The organism is Lentzea sp. NPDC059081 (genome assembly GCF_042738015.1).
In the GTDB taxonomy this organism is placed as follows: domain Bacteria; phylum Actinomycetota; class Actinomycetes; order Mycobacteriales; family Pseudonocardiaceae; genus Lentzea.
The window spans coordinates 462,300-475,102 of record NZ_JBHYGW010000002.1 but is presented as its reverse complement, the minus strand read 5'-3'; the positions used below and the strand labels follow the sequence as shown (position 1 = coordinate 475,102).

The following is a 12,803-nucleotide window of genomic DNA, read 5'->3' as shown; positions in this document are numbered from 1 at the left end:
CGGCTCACCTACTTGTACATCGTCTGGTTCATGGTTCCCGGCGCGTACACGTCGGGGTCGATCCACACGTTGATCAGCGAGGGCTTGCCGGACTCGCGGGCGCGCCGCAGCGCCGGCCCGATGTCCTTGGGGTCGCGCACCTCCTCGCCGTAGCCGCCGAGCATCTTGGCGAACTGGTCGTACTTCACGTCGCCGAGCGTGTTGCCGACCCGCTCGCGTTCCAGGCCGTACTTGGCGGCCTGGCCGTAGCGGATCTGGTTCATCGACGAGTTGTTGCCGACGATCCCGACGAACGGCAGGTCGTAGCGGACCAGCGTCTCGAAGTCCCAGCCGGTGAGGCTGAACGCGCCGTCGCCGAAGAGCGCGACGACCTCCTTGTCGGGCCTGGCCAGTTTCGCCGCCAGCACGAAGGGAACGCCGACGCCGAGTGTCCCGAGTGGACCGGGGTCCATCCAGTGGCCTGGCGACCTGGGCTGGATCACCTGCCCGGAGAACGTGACGACGTCGCCGCCGTCGCCGATGTAGATGGAGTCCTCGGTGAGGAAGTCGTTGATCTCGCTGACGAGCCGGTACGGGTGGATCGGCATGTCGTCGGAGAGCAGGTGCTCGGCGCGCTTCTGCCGGGCCTTCTCCTCGACGGCCTGCAGCTCCTCCAGCCACACCTTGCGCCCCATGGCGCCGTTGTCCTCACGGCCCGACGCGGCCTGCGTGGCGCTGGACAGCACCAGGTCGGCGTCGCCGACGATGCCGAGGTCGACGTCGCGGTTCTTGCCGACCGTGCGGTAGTCGAGGTCGATCTGCACGACCGTCGCGTTCCGCGAGAGCCTGCGGCCGTAGCCCATCCGGAAGTCGAACGGGGTGCCGACGATGACGATCACGTCGGCGTTGTCGAAGGCGTACCGGCGCGACAGCTGGAAGTGGTGCGCGTCGCCGGGAGGCAGCGTGCCGCGGCCGGCGCCGTTCATGTAGGCCGGGATGTTGAGCGTGCGGACGAGCTCGATCGCCGAGTCCGTGGCCCGCGTCGTCCACACCTGGCTGCCCAGCAGGATGGCCGGTTTCTTGGCGTGCACCAGCAGGTCCGCGAGCTTCTCGACGTCACGCGGGTCGCCGCCGCTGCGCGTGGAGGCGCGGTAGTGACCCGCCTCCGGGATGCGCGCCGTGCTCAGCGGCACCTTGGCGTCGAGGACGTCGCGCGGGATCTCCAGGAACGACGGGCCGGGCGCGCCGGCGTTCGCCTCCCGGAACGCCATCGACACCATGTCCGCGATGCGGGCGGTGTGCGGGACGTTCGCGGCGAACTTGGTGATCGGCGTCATCATGTCGACGTGCGGGAGGTCCTGCAGCGAGCCCATCTTGTGCTGGCTCAGCGCGCCCTGGCCGCCGATCAGCAGCATCGGGCTCTCCGCGCGGAAGGCGTTGGCGACGCCCGTGACGGCGTCGGTGGTCCCCGGCCCGGCGGTGACGACGGCACATCCCGGTGTGCCGGTGATGCGCGCGTAGCCGTCGGCCGCGTGCGCCGCGACCTGCTCGTGCCGCACGTCGACGACGGCGATGCCCTCGTCCACGCAGCCGTCGTAGATGTCGATGATGTGCCCGCCGCACAGCGTGAAGATCGTGTCGACACCCTCGGCCTTGAGCGCCTTGGCGACCAGGTGACCACCGGAGATCGTCTCGGCCACCGCACTGGAATCGGACACTGGCTCCGCGGAACTCGTCATCGGCGATCAGCTCCCCTTGGCGCTTCGACTGTAGATTGCATACCGTATGAGGTAGGCATATCGTTACTCCGCTACCAACCGGATGTCCATAGACGGCCGCAAGTTTTCGGCGAGAGGACGTAGACGGTGGATCTTCTGGAACACGAGGCGCGAGACCTCTTCGAGCGCCACGGGGTGCCCGTTCCACGCGGTGTCGTGGCGGCCACTCCTGAGTCCGCGCGCGAGGCCGCCTCCGTGCTCGGCGGCACGGTCGTGGTGAAGGCCCAGGTGAAGACCGGCGGGCGCGGCAAGGCCGGCGGCGTCAAGCTCGCTTCCACACCCGACGAGGCCTTCGCCCGCGCCTCCGCCATCCTGGGGATGGACATCAAGGGCCACACCGTGCGCGAGGTCCTGGTGACCGAGGCGAGCGAGATAGCCGAGGAGTACTACCTGTCGTTCCTGCTGGACCGTGCCGGCAGGACGTTCATGGCGATGGCGTCGGCGACGGGCGGCGTGGAGATCGAGGAGATGGCGGACTCCATCACCCGGATGCCCGCCTCGTCCTTCGACGCGGCCGCGGTGTTCCCGCCCGAGGTCGCGGCGGAGGTGAACGCCGTCGCTTCCGCCCTGTGGAAGGTCTTCGTCGCCGAGGACGCCACCCTGGTCGAGGTGAACCCGTTGGCACGCACCAAGGACGGCCGCGTCGTCGCCCTCGACGGCAAGGTGACGCTGGACGACAACGCGTCGTTCCGGCACTCCCGTCCCGCTGGAGGCTTCGAGGGCGACCCGCTCGAGGTGCGGGCAGCCGCGAAGGGCCTGAACTACGTCAAGCTCGACGGCACCGTGGGTGTCATCGGCAACGGCGCGGGCCTCGTCATGTCCACTTTGGACGTCGTGGCGCTGGCGGGTGCCGCGCCCGCGAACTTCCTCGACATCGGCGGCGGCGCGTCGGCCCGGGTGATGGCGGACGGTCTCGACGTGGTGCTGTCCGACCCGTCCGTGCGCAGCGTGTTCGTGAACGTGTTCGGCGGCATCACGGCGTGCGACGCGGTGGCCGACGGGATCGTGCAGGCGCTCGGGATCCTGGGCGACCGCGCCGGCAAACCGCTGGTCGTCCGGCTGGACGGCAACAACGCCGCCGCGGGCCACCGGATCCTCGACGAGGCACGGCACCCGCTGATCACCGTGGCGCAGACGATGGACGACGCGGCGAGCCGTGCCGCCGCCCTCGCCTCGACCACCGAGGAGTCCTGATGGCGATCTTCCTCGACGAGACCAGCCGCGTGATCGTGCAGGGCATGACGGGCTCGGAGGGTGCCAAGCACACCCGCCGGATGCTCGCGGCCGGCACGCGGGTCGTCGGCGGTGTGAACGCACGCAAGGCGGGCACGTCCGTCGCGTTCGACGACGTGACGCTGCCGGTGTTCGGCACGGTGGCCGAGGCGATGGCCGAGACGGACGCGACCGTGTCGGTGCTCTTCGTGCCGCCCGCGTTCACCGGCGACGCCGTGACCGAGGCGGTCGACGCGGGCATCGGCCTGGCCGTCGTGATCACCGAGGGCGTCCCGGTCCACGACACGGCACGCTTCTGGGCGCACGCCTCCGGTTCGCCGACCCGGATCATCGGCCCGAACTGCCCCGGCGTCATCAGCCCCGGCAAGTCCAACGCGGGCATCATCCCCGCGGACATCACCAAACCGGGGTCGATCGGCCTGGTGTCGAAGTCGGGAACGCTGACCTACCAGCTGATGCACGAGCTGAAGGACTTCGGCTTCACCACGTGCGTCGGCATCGGCGGCGACCCGATCGTCGGCACCACGCACATCGACGCGATCGAGGCGTTCGAGGCCGACCCCGAGACCGAGCTGATCGTGATGATCGGCGAGATCGGCGGCGACGCGGAGGAACGCGCGGCGGAGTTCGTGCGGGACAACGTGACCAAGCCCGTCGTCGGCTACGTCGCCGGCTTCACCGCGCCCGAGGGCAGGACGATGGGCCACGCGGGCGCGATCGTCTCGGGGTCCTCGGGCACGGCGGAGGCCAAGAAGCGGGCGATGGAGGCGGTGGGGATCAGGGTCGGCAGGACGCCGTCGGAGACGGCGGCACTGGCCAGGGCGATCCTCACGGCCGGCTGACCCTGGACCGTCCGGCCGGGGCGGCGGTCCCGAACCGCCGCCCCCGCGTCTCCCGTGGCCGAACTCCGCCACGTGGGGGAAGATCGCGGACGTGCTCGCGCAGTGGCTCCACACCGTTCCCCCGCTCGCGGTCTACCTCGTCGTGGGCCTGGTCGTGGGCATCGAGAGCGTCGGCATCCCGTTGCCCGGCGAGATCGTGCTCGTCACGGCGGCGTTGATGGCCTCGCACCACGACGGCGTCTCGCCTCTCGTCGTCGGCATCTCGGCGTCGGCCGGGGCGATCATCGGCGACAGCGTCGGGTACGCGCTGGGCAAGCGGTTCGGGCCGCGCGTCTTCGGGTGGGCGGGAGAGAAGTTCCCCCGCCACTTCAGTCAGGACAAGGTCGACCGCGCCCGCGGCGTGTTCGAGCGCTTCGGCGCCTGGGCGGTGTTCTTCGGGCGGTTCGTGGCGTTGCTGCGCATCCTGTCCGGTCCGCTCGCGGCCACGATGGGCATGCACTACGGGAAGTTCCTGCTGGCCAACGCGGCGGGCGGCATCGCGTGGGCCGGGGGCACGACGGCGGCCGTCTACTTCGTCGGAGAGGCCGCCGAGCACTACCTCGCCGAGTTCTCGTGGGTGGCGCTGCTCGTCGTGCTGGTGGCGGTGGTCGCGTTCAGCGTCCGAGCCCGGCTCCGCCGTTCACACCGATGACCTGGGCGGTGACGTGCCCTGCCTCCGGTGAGGTCAGGAACGTGACCGCCGCCGCCACGTCCGCCGGGGTGCCCGCGCGGCCGTTGGCAGGGGTGCCGACGAGCTTCTTGCGGCGCTCCTCCGACAGCGTGCCGCCGAAGAACTCGGTGTCCGCGGTGACGCCCGGCGACACCACGTTGACCGTGATCCCCCGCGCCCCCACCGCGAACGCGAGGTCGGCGGTCCACGCCTCGACGGCCGCCTTCGCCGCGCCGTAAGCGCCCGAGCCGCGCCGGCCCGCGATCGAGCCGATCGTGACCACGCGGGCGTTGTCGGCGAGGCGCGGTTCCAGCGCGGTCGTGACGAGCACGGCGCTGACCACGTTGGACTCGTAGTTGGCGAGCCACAGGTTCCGCACGTCGGTCAGGTTCTGCGGCGCGGGCAGCCGGCGGCCCATGTTGCCGCCCGCGTTGTTCACCAGGACGTCCACCGACGACGGCAGGTCGCTCAGCGCCGCCTCGACCGCCTCCGGGTCGGACGCGTCGAACACCACCGCCCGTGCCCCGATCTCCTGCGCCGCCGCCTTCAGGACGTCCTCCCGGCGTCCCGTCACCACCACGTCCAGGCCCTGCTCGACGAGCCGGGCCGCCACCGCCCTGCCGATGCCCGTGCCGCCGCCGGTCACCACTGCTGTTCGTGTCATGCGATCGTTGATAACAGCGGAATCGGCGCAGGTCGATCGGCCTGTCAGCCCAGCGGGGTTCACGTCTGTGACTACGCTGTTCAGACCCGACCGACTGCGGAGAAATCGATGGAAACCCACGTTCTCGAGACCGGCGACGCGGCCATCACCTACGACGTGAGCGGCGAGGGCCGCCCGTTGATGATGATCGGCCAGCCCATGGACGCGAGCGGCTTCGCGGCGCTGCGCGACCAGTTCCCCGACCGCATGGTGATCACCTACGACCCGCGCGGCCTCGGCAGGAGCACCCGCTCCGACGGCCGCACGGACAACACGCCCGAGGTGCAGGCGGCCGACGTGCACGCGGTGATCCAGGCCGTCGGCGGCCCGGTCGACCTGTTCGCGTCCAGCGGCGGTGCCGTGACGGCCCTCGAGCTCGTCGCCGCCTACCCGGACGACGTCGTCACGCTCGTCGCGCACGAGCCGCCGATCATCGACGTGCTGCCCGACGCGGCCGCCGCCCGCCGTGCGCGCGACGGGTTCATGGACGTCTACCAGGCCAAGGGCTGGGGCTCGGGCATGGCGGCGTTCCTGCAGATGAGCTCCTGGCAGGGCGAGTACACCGACGAGTACGCCGCGCTGCCCGCGCCGGACCCGGCCCAGTTCGACATGCCGGCCGCGGACGACGGCAGGCGCGACGACCCGTTGCTCGGCACCTCCTCGCTGGCGATCACCGACTACCACCCGCGGGTCGACGCGCTGAAGGCCGCGTCCACCCGCGTGGTGATCGCGGTCGGCGAGGAGACGGGCGACGCGTTCACCGCGCGCACGGCCGTCCACACGGCACGGTTGCTGGGCCAGGAGGCCGTCGTGTTCCCGAGCCACCACGGCGGGTTCATCGGCGGCGAGTTCGGCTGGGCCGGCAAGCCGGAGGAGTTCGGCGTCAAGCTGCGCGAGGTGCTCGGCTGAGACGGCTCCGGTGGTCGGGGCCTACCGCAGGAAGGCCTCGACCACCTCGGCGACCCGCAGCCCGCTCTCGAAGTCCGCCAGGTGCCGCGGGTGCTCACCGCGCACCGCCTCCGCGAACAACGTGAGCCGCGAGTAGTCGGACCCGGTCTGCTCCAGCTCCACCGGCTCCCACGCGCCACCGTCCGAAACGGACAGCCTGGCCCACTGGTCGAGCCGCAGCGACCGTTCGGTCCCCCACAGGGTCCACTCGTAGACCTCGGGCCCGGCCAGCTCCGAGAACGCCGACACGTGCACCGGCACCCCGCCGCCGCGCAGCAGACCGCGCGAGGCCACCTCGGCGGCGCCCGCCGAGGGGAAGTCCGACGACACCGACTCGACGGTGAGCGGCCCGAGCACCCGGTCGGTGAGGTAGACGAAATGCGACAGCACCTCGCGCACGAACCCGCCCTGCTCCGACCGCGCGAGCCAGGTCGCGTCCGCCTGGAACGCCCTGGGCCAGCGCGGGAACTGCAGCCGGACCTCCGCACCGCGCAGCGAGCCGAGCTCGGGCAGCCGCCGTTCGATCTCGATCGTCGCGACCATGTCCGACAGCGCGAAGTTGACCGCGTTGGGCCGTCCCCGTGCCGCTTCGGCCATCTTGCGGGCCTCGCCGAGGTCGACGGCGAGCGGTTTCTCGCAGAACACCGCCTTGCCCGCGTCGAACGCCTGCAGCACCAGCGCGGCGTGCGACGCTGGTGGTGTCGAGACGTACACGGCGTCCACATCGGACAGCACCTCGTCGAGCGAGGTGACGACGGGGACGTCGAGCGTGCGCGGGGCGAGGTCGACGCCCGCGACCACGGTGTAGCCGGGATGTGCCAGCGCCGCCGTCAGCATCCGGGTGCCCATGGCTCCCAGGCCGACGACGGCGAGGCGGATCGGGTCAGCGGTCATGCGCCTATTCTGCCGGTGCCCAGGCCTTCGCCAGCTTCACCCGGCCGCCGGTCTGCAGCAGCGATCCGGTGTAGAGCCTCGACGCGACGAGCAGGATCACCACGACCGTGGCGGCGAGGACGCCCATCGAGACGAGCGCCTCCCACGGCTGCGCCTGCTGCGCGAACATCCGCACCGGCATGGCGACGCCCGCCGAGAACGGCACGTACGACAGCACCGCGAGCGCACCGGAGTTCTCGAACAGGAACTGCACGGCGAAGTACGGGCCCATCACCGCGAGCATGACGAGGCCCATCGTCGAGCCGAGGTCCTCCTGGCGGCTGACCAGCGCGCCCGCGACCGCCCACAGCGACGAGATGAGCACGAACCCGAGCATCAGGAACGGCACGAACCACCCCAGCGCCGGCACGACCACCGCCAGCAGCTCGGACAGCCCGGCGACGCGCAGCGCGATCGGTGCGGCGAGCGCCAGCACCACCACCTGGCACAACGTCAGGATCGTGTGCCCGAGGATCTTGCCCGCGAGCAGCGCCCGCACCGGCACCGTCGACACCAGGATCTCCACGATCCGCGTCTGCTTCTCGGTCACGGTGCTCTGCGCGATCGCCGCGCCGCCCATGCCGAACATCAGGAACACCAGCCCGAACACGACCACGGTCACCGAGCGCTGGGCGGAGGTCACCGCGGACGGGTCGAGCAGCTCGACCGGCGGTGCCTCGACGAGCTGGCGGATCACGTCGTTGGGCGGGTCGTTCAGGGCGAGGACCTTGATCCCGCCGCCGTCCGGCACGACCGCGGCCTCGACGTCGTCGGACCTGACCAGGTCGGCGGCTTCCTGGACGCTGCCGACCTCGCGCACGTCCAGCGGTTTGCCCTGCACCGCCTGCACGGCCGAGCCGACCGCGGCGACCTTCGGGTCGTCCCCGCCGAAGACCGTGGGCAGCACCGTGAGCGCGAACAGCCCGACGATCGTGAAGGCGAACCCGACCCAGAAGCCCTTGGACGAGACGAGGGTCTTCATCTCCCGTTCGGCGACGAGCCAGGTCGCCTGGGAGAACGAGGCGCGTGCCATGTCAGATCACTTCCTTGAAGATCTCGTCGAGCGTGGGCACGACCGGGGTGAACGAACGGACCTCACCGCGGTCCAGCGCGGCCTTGAGCACCTGCTGCGGCACGGACTCGAACACGGCGCGCGGCCCGTCGAGCTCCAGGATCGCCACACCGGGCACGTCGCGGACCCAGCCCGCGTCCTCCGCGACGACGATCTCGTAGCGCTCGCCCGCGTGCGTGCGGCGCAGCTCCTCGCGCGACCCCTTCGCCGCGATCCGTCCTTTCGAGATGATCACGACGTCGTCGCAGAGCCGTTCCACGATCGCGAGCTGGTGGCTGGAGAACAGCACGGGCACCCCGTTCGCGGCCCGCTTGCGCAGCACGTCCAGCACGGTCTCGACGGCGATCGGGTCGAGGCCGGAGAACGGCTCGTCGAGGATCAGCACGTCCGGGTCGTGCACCAGCGCGGCGGCGATCTGCACGCGCTGCTGGTTGCCGAGCGACAGCTCCTCCAGCCGGTCCCCCGCGCGGCCGGTGAGCTCCAGGTCCTCGAGCAGCGCCTCGGTGTTGGCCTGCGCCTTCACCCTGTCCATCCCGTGCAGGCGGCCGAGCCAGGTGATCTGGTCGCGCACCTTCATCTTCGGGTAGAGCCCGCGTTCCTCCGGCATGTAGCCGAAGTCCGGCCGGTTCGACGGCCGGACCTCGTCCCCCTGCCAGCTCACCGTGCCCCCGTGCGCGGCGAGCACCCCCAGCACGATGCGCATCGTGGTCGTCTTGCCGGACCCGTTGGCACCCAGGAACCCCGTCATGCGGCCGGGCTTGACGTCGAAGCTGACGTCGTCGAGCACCCGGTGGTCGCCGAAGCTCCGGCTGATCCCCCTCACAGTCAACATGGGAGAACGGTATGCGGGCGCGCCCAAGATCGCGTCCGTCGCGGGACCTCCTCCTCGCGGAGGACGCTGATCGGCCCAATGCGCGTGGACGGGCTAACGGGCTCCGGCGGTGACGCCGAGCCGGTGCGCTCCCGTGTAGACGTTCATCGAGTTGCCGCGCAGGAACCCGACCAGCGTCACGCCCATCTCCTCCGCGAGGTCGGCGGCCAGCGACGACGGCGCGGACACCGCCGTGAGCACCGGGATCCCCGCCATGACCGCCTTCTGCACCAGCTCGAACGACGCCCGGCCGCTCACCATCAGCACGGTGCCGGTCAGCGGCAGCCGTCCGCCGCGGGTGGCCCAGCCGACGACCTTGTCGACGGCGTTGTGCCGGCCCACGTCCTCCCGCAGGCAGAGCAGGGCGCCGTCCGCGTCGAACAACCCCGCCGCGTGCAGGCCGCCCGTGCGGTCGAAGACCCGTTGCGCGGCACGGAGTCTCGTCGGGAACTCGGTGACCGCCCGCGGGTCGAGCCGGATCGGGTCGGCCGCCACCTGCCAGGTCGCGGTGGTGCGCACGGCGTCGAGGCTCGCCTTGCCGCACAGGCCGCACGACGACGTGGTGTAGAAGTTGCGCTCGATCGACGGATCTGGCGGCGCGACGCCGTCGCCGAGGCCGACGTCGAGCACGTTGTAGGTGTTGCTCCCGTCGGCCGTCGCGCCCGCGCAGTAGCGGATGGAGGCGATGTCGGACGGGGCCCGCACGACGCCCTCGCTGACGAGGAACCCGGCTGCCAGGTCGAAGTCGTCACCCGGCGTGCGCATGGTGACGGCGAGGGACTTGCCGCGCACGCGGATCTCCAGCGGCTCCTCGACCGCCAGCGTGTCCGGTCGCGCGGTGACCGCGTCGTCCACCAGCCGCACCACGCGCCGCCTGCTCGTCACCCGTCCCATGGCCCGCCTCCCCGCAGATCGCGACGCACTCGTCGAGCAGGCGCCGCAACACCTCGTCCCCGGTCATCGTCCGCACGGCCCGCGCCACGACCCAGGTGCCGGGCCACCACCGCGGTGCCTCGATCCCCGCCCGGCGCGCGCAGTGCGCGACCAGCCGGTGCGCCGGGGCGTGCTCCGTCCCGATCACCCTGGTGGCGAACGGAAGCAGCCTGCGCCGTCCGTCCTCTGTGGACCGGTCGTTCACGCACCTGGCCACGCACGCCAGCACCGGGTGCACGCAGGCGGGCCGGTCCGACCACACCTCGCCCGCGAGCACCGACGTCAGTTCCATCAGGCAGCACCCGTTCGCGGGCGTGCGGTGCCAGCCCTTGGTGAGCCTGGGCACGCGGCTCACAGCCGCGGCCTTCCCGGCTGCGACAGGTGTGCCGTGAGCACGGCGCCCGCGAGCCCCAGCACGCCCGCCCCGACGAACGCGAACGCCGGGCCCTGCGAGGCGAGCACGATCGCGGCGATGACCGCACCGGCCGCCTTGGCGGTGTAGAGCACGCCGAAGTTCTGCGCGCCGTTGGTCTCGCCGAAGTACTCCCTGGTGACGCCGACGAGCAACGAGTAGCAGCAGCCCGTGCCGAAGCCGGCCAGCGTGGCGCCGATGACGAGCCCCGCGACGTTGTGGGAGTACAGCACCACGAACTGCGCCAGCCCGCCGGTCACCAGCGTCCAGACGAGCGCCCTGCGCCGGCCGACCCGGTCCGAGATCCAGCCGACCAGCACCCGTCCGGTTCCCGTCGCCGCGGCGAGGGTCGCCAGGGCGATCACCCCCGAAGTCCGGTCCTGCACGAACAACGGCAGGTACGCGAGGTCGTAGAGCGACACCGCCGCCGCGAACGCCACCCCGCCGTAGAGCCACCAGAAAGTGCCGCACCGCACCGCTTCGCGCGTGCTGAACTCCTTGAGCGCGGCCCGGTTCGGCACCCGCGCGCGGTCGAGCGCCCACTCGCGCGGCGGGACGTGCGGCGGCCACCAGTGGTCGGGCGGGTCCTTCACCACCACGCCGGCCACCGCGACGACCGCGGTGACCACGACCGCAGCCTGCAGCAGGAACCCGTCGCCGAAGAACATCCCGGCCGGCACGACGAACGGCACCGACCCGTACGGGAACGCGGCGCTGACGAACGCGACCTTGCGCGTGACCCGTTCCGGGTACCACCGCACCACCGTGCCCAGGCACGTCGAGTAGACCAGCCCGGCGCCGATGCCGCCGAGCACCGAGTACCCGGCCAGCTGCCCCTGCCCGAGCGTGAGCAGGCCCGTGCCGCACAGCAGCGCGCCGACCCACAGCGCGCCGGTCGGGGTGAGTCTGTTCCGCTGTCTCAGCCAGGCAGCGGGGAACGCCGTGCCGGCCTGGCAGACGGTCCACAACGCCAAGGCCCAGAACAGCTCCGGCACGCTCCACCGGTCCTGCAGCCGCGGGATCAGCGCGCCGAACCCGTACTGCCCGATCCCGGCCGCGAGCATCGCCGCCCAGGCCGCCCACAGCACCGTGCGGCGCGACCGGCCCGCCACCTCGACGTCGGTCTCCCCCACCCGGTAGAGCCTGCCGACGTGGTCCCGCACGTAAGTCGCGACTGGCATGCACTTCACCCCGTCCCGAGGATTGCATACAGTATTCGGTAGGCTATACCACGGGAGGCAGGATGACCACGCCCTGGACGCTGGCCCGCCAGACAGCTCGCGCCGCCGCGAAGCCGCTGGAGGCCGTCGAACTGGCGCTGGGCGACGCGCTCGGTTTCGCGCTCGCCTCGGGCGTGCGTGCGCTGACCAGCCAGCCGACCTGCGACACGTCCGCCATGGACGGCTACGCGGTGGCCGGTCCCGGTCCGTGGACGGTCCGCGGTCGCGTGGCGGCCGGCGACCCGGTGCCTTCTGTGCGGCTGGGGCCGGGTGAGGCGTTCGTGGTGGCGACGGGCGCGCCGGTGCCGGACGGGTCGGACGCGGTGGTCCCGGTGGAGCTGTGCACGGTCGACGGCCTGCCCTTGACCGGCCTGGCGGTGACCGGCACTTCTTTGGCAGGCAAGCACGTCCGCCGTCGCGGCGAGGACTGGTCAGCCGGTGACGAGCTCGTCCCGGCGGGCACCACCGTCTCCCCCGCGGTCCTGGGCCTGGCCGCGGGCGCCGGCCACGACACCCTGCTCGTCCACCGCCGCCCCCGCGTCGCCGTGGTCGTCACCGGCGACGAACTCCTGCACGCGGGCCCGCCGCGGCCTGGACGCGTCCGCGACGCCATCGGCCCGATGCTCCCCGGCCTCCTCACCGGGGCGGACCTGCTCGGCACCACGCACCTGCCCGACGACCCGGCCGCTCTCGCCGGCGCGCTCGGCCAGGACCACGCCGACGTCCTCGTCACCTGCGGCGCGACGTCGAAGGGCCCGGCCGACCACCTGCGCCACGTCCTCGCGGGCCTGGGTGCCGAGGTCCTGGTCAGCGGCGTCGCCTGCCGCCCCGGTCACCCGATGCTGCTGGCCGTGCTGCCCGACGGCCGCTGCGTCGTGGGCCTGCCGGGCAACCCGTTCGCCGCGCTGGCCGCGGTCCTGACGTTGCTCCACCCGCTGCTCGACGCACTCGGCGGCCACGCCGGACGCCCGGCCACCACCGCGCACCTGACGGGTGTGAACGCTCACCCGCGCGACACCCGGCTGGTTCCGGTGGTCCTGACCGGGGCCGAAGCCGTGCCCGTCGGCCACGACCGGCCCGGTTCGTTGTGGGGTGCGGCGCTCGCGGACGCTCTCGCGGTGGTGCCGCCCGGTCACGCGGGAGGTGCGGTCGAGCTGCTGATCTTATGAG

13 protein-coding genes are annotated in these 12,803 nt (G+C 72.0%); 5 read left to right on the top strand and 8 right to left on the bottom strand.

Annotation, left to right across the window (positions count from 1 at the left end; all coding sequences use genetic code 11):
* Positions 1-8: 8 nt before the first annotated feature.
* A complete protein-coding gene (locus ACFWV3_RS06850) occupies positions 9-1,697 on the bottom strand; it encodes a thiamine pyrophosphate-binding protein (protein WP_382409111.1) in 1,689 nt (562 codons plus the stop codon).
* A 147-nt stretch (positions 1,698-1,844) separates the two neighbouring features.
* Between ACFWV3_RS06850 and sucC the strand changes: the two genes are divergently transcribed.
* The 3 genes from sucC to ACFWV3_RS06835 all read left to right on the top strand — a co-directional run bounded on the left by sucC (position 1,845) and on the right by ACFWV3_RS06835 (position 4,523).
* Positions 1,845-2,951 (top strand): ADP-forming succinate--CoA ligase subunit beta, encoded by a 1,107-nt coding sequence (gene sucC / locus ACFWV3_RS06845; protein WP_382409109.1) that lies wholly within the window; start codon positions 1,845-1,847, stop codon positions 2,949-2,951.
* Positions 2,951-3,832 carry a succinate--CoA ligase subunit alpha gene (gene sucD / locus ACFWV3_RS06840; protein WP_382409107.1) on the top strand — a complete coding sequence of 294 codons (882 nt, stop codon included), beginning with the start codon at positions 2,951-2,953 and terminating at the stop codon, positions 3,830-3,832. Before sucC ends, sucD begins: the two co-directional genes overlap by 1 nt.
* Positions 3,833-3,923: 91 nt before the next feature.
* Positions 3,924-4,523 carry a DedA family protein gene (locus tag ACFWV3_RS06835; RefSeq protein ID WP_382409105.1) on the top strand — a complete coding sequence of 200 codons (600 nt, stop codon included), beginning with the start codon at positions 3,924-3,926 and terminating at the stop codon, positions 4,521-4,523.
* Here ACFWV3_RS06835 and ACFWV3_RS06830 read toward each other — a convergent pair.
* The gene (locus ACFWV3_RS06830) at positions 4,486-5,205 is read right to left on the bottom strand and encodes an SDR family NAD(P)-dependent oxidoreductase (RefSeq protein ID WP_382409103.1); all 720 of its coding nucleotides are present in this window, start codon (positions 5,203-5,205) and stop codon (positions 4,486-4,488) included. The genes ACFWV3_RS06835 and ACFWV3_RS06830 overlap by 38 nt on opposite strands.
* A gap of 108 nt (positions 5,206-5,313) precedes the next feature.
* On the opposite strand from ACFWV3_RS06830, the gene ACFWV3_RS06825 reads away from it, so the two are divergent.
* On the top strand, positions 5,314-6,153 hold the full coding sequence (locus ACFWV3_RS06825) for an alpha/beta fold hydrolase (protein WP_382409101.1): 840 nt from the start codon (positions 5,314-5,316) through the stop codon (positions 6,151-6,153).
* Positions 6,154-6,174: 21 nt separating this feature from the next.
* Here the strand turns inward: ACFWV3_RS06825 and ACFWV3_RS06820 are convergent, their stop codons facing one another.
* From ACFWV3_RS06820 to ACFWV3_RS06795, 6 genes are all read right to left on the bottom strand, one after another.
* On the bottom strand, positions 6,175-7,086 hold the full coding sequence (locus tag ACFWV3_RS06820) for a Gfo/Idh/MocA family protein (RefSeq protein ID WP_382409099.1): 912 nt from the start codon (positions 7,084-7,086) through the stop codon (positions 6,175-6,177).
* A gap of 4 nt (positions 7,087-7,090) precedes the next feature.
* The gene (locus tag ACFWV3_RS06815; RefSeq protein WP_382409097.1) at positions 7,091-8,158 is read right to left on the bottom strand and encodes an ABC transporter permease; all 1,068 of its coding nucleotides are present in this window, start codon (positions 8,156-8,158) and stop codon (positions 7,091-7,093) included.
* 1 nt (position 8,159) lies between these two features.
* Complete coding sequence (locus ACFWV3_RS06810) at positions 8,160-9,029, bottom strand: ABC transporter ATP-binding protein (RefSeq protein ID WP_382409095.1); 870 nt, start codon at positions 9,027-9,029, stop codon at positions 8,160-8,162.
* A 93-nt stretch (positions 9,030-9,122) separates the two neighbouring features.
* Positions 9,123-9,923, bottom strand: a complete 801-nt coding sequence (fdhD, locus tag ACFWV3_RS06805) for a formate dehydrogenase accessory sulfurtransferase FdhD (RefSeq protein ID WP_382409093.1) — start codon at positions 9,921-9,923, stop codon at positions 9,123-9,125.
* Positions 9,817-10,356, bottom strand: coding sequence for a hypothetical protein (locus ACFWV3_RS06800; protein ID WP_382409091.1), 540 nt, complete (start codon positions 10,354-10,356; stop codon positions 9,817-9,819). The genes fdhD and ACFWV3_RS06800 overlap by 107 nt, the downstream gene beginning before the upstream one ends.
* Positions 10,353-11,594, bottom strand: a complete 1,242-nt coding sequence (locus ACFWV3_RS06795; protein ID WP_382409089.1) for an MFS transporter — start codon at positions 11,592-11,594, stop codon at positions 10,353-10,355. The genes ACFWV3_RS06800 and ACFWV3_RS06795 overlap by 4 nt, the downstream gene beginning before the upstream one ends.
* A 62-nt stretch (positions 11,595-11,656) precedes the next feature.
* On the opposite strand from ACFWV3_RS06795, the gene ACFWV3_RS06790 reads away from it, so the two are divergent.
* Complete coding sequence (locus tag ACFWV3_RS06790; RefSeq protein WP_382409087.1) at positions 11,657-12,802, top strand: molybdopterin molybdotransferase MoeA; 1,146 nt, start codon at positions 11,657-11,659, stop codon at positions 12,800-12,802.
* Position 12,803 lies beyond the last annotated feature (1 nt).

Bases quoted from the DNA above. Each gene is read 5' to 3' on its own strand.
- sucD (WP_382409107.1), top strand. From the start codon at position 2,951: ATGGCGATCTTCCTCGACGAGACCAGCCGCGTGATCGTGCAGGGCATG.
- ACFWV3_RS06830 (WP_382409103.1), bottom strand. From the start codon at position 5,205: ATGACACGAACAGCAGTGGTGACCGGCGGCGGCACGGGCATCGGCAGG.
- ACFWV3_RS06825 (WP_382409101.1), top strand. From the start codon at position 5,314: ATGGAAACCCACGTTCTCGAGACCGGCGACGCGGCCATCACCTACGAC.
- ACFWV3_RS06820 (WP_382409099.1), bottom strand. From the start codon at position 7,086: ATGACCGCTGACCCGATCCGCCTCGCCGTCGTCGGCCTGGGAGCCATG.
- ACFWV3_RS06815 (WP_382409097.1), bottom strand. From the start codon at position 8,158: ATGGCACGCGCCTCGTTCTCCCAGGCGACCTGGCTCGTCGCCGAACGG.
- ACFWV3_RS06810 (WP_382409095.1), bottom strand. From the start codon at position 9,029: ATGTTGACTGTGAGGGGGATCAGCCGGAGCTTCGGCGACCACCGGGTG.
- ACFWV3_RS06795 (WP_382409089.1), bottom strand. From the start codon at position 11,594: ATGCCAGTCGCGACTTACGTGCGGGACCACGTCGGCAGGCTCTACCGG.
- ACFWV3_RS06790 (WP_382409087.1), top strand. From the start codon at position 11,657: ATGACCACGCCCTGGACGCTGGCCCGCCAGACAGCTCGCGCCGCCGCG.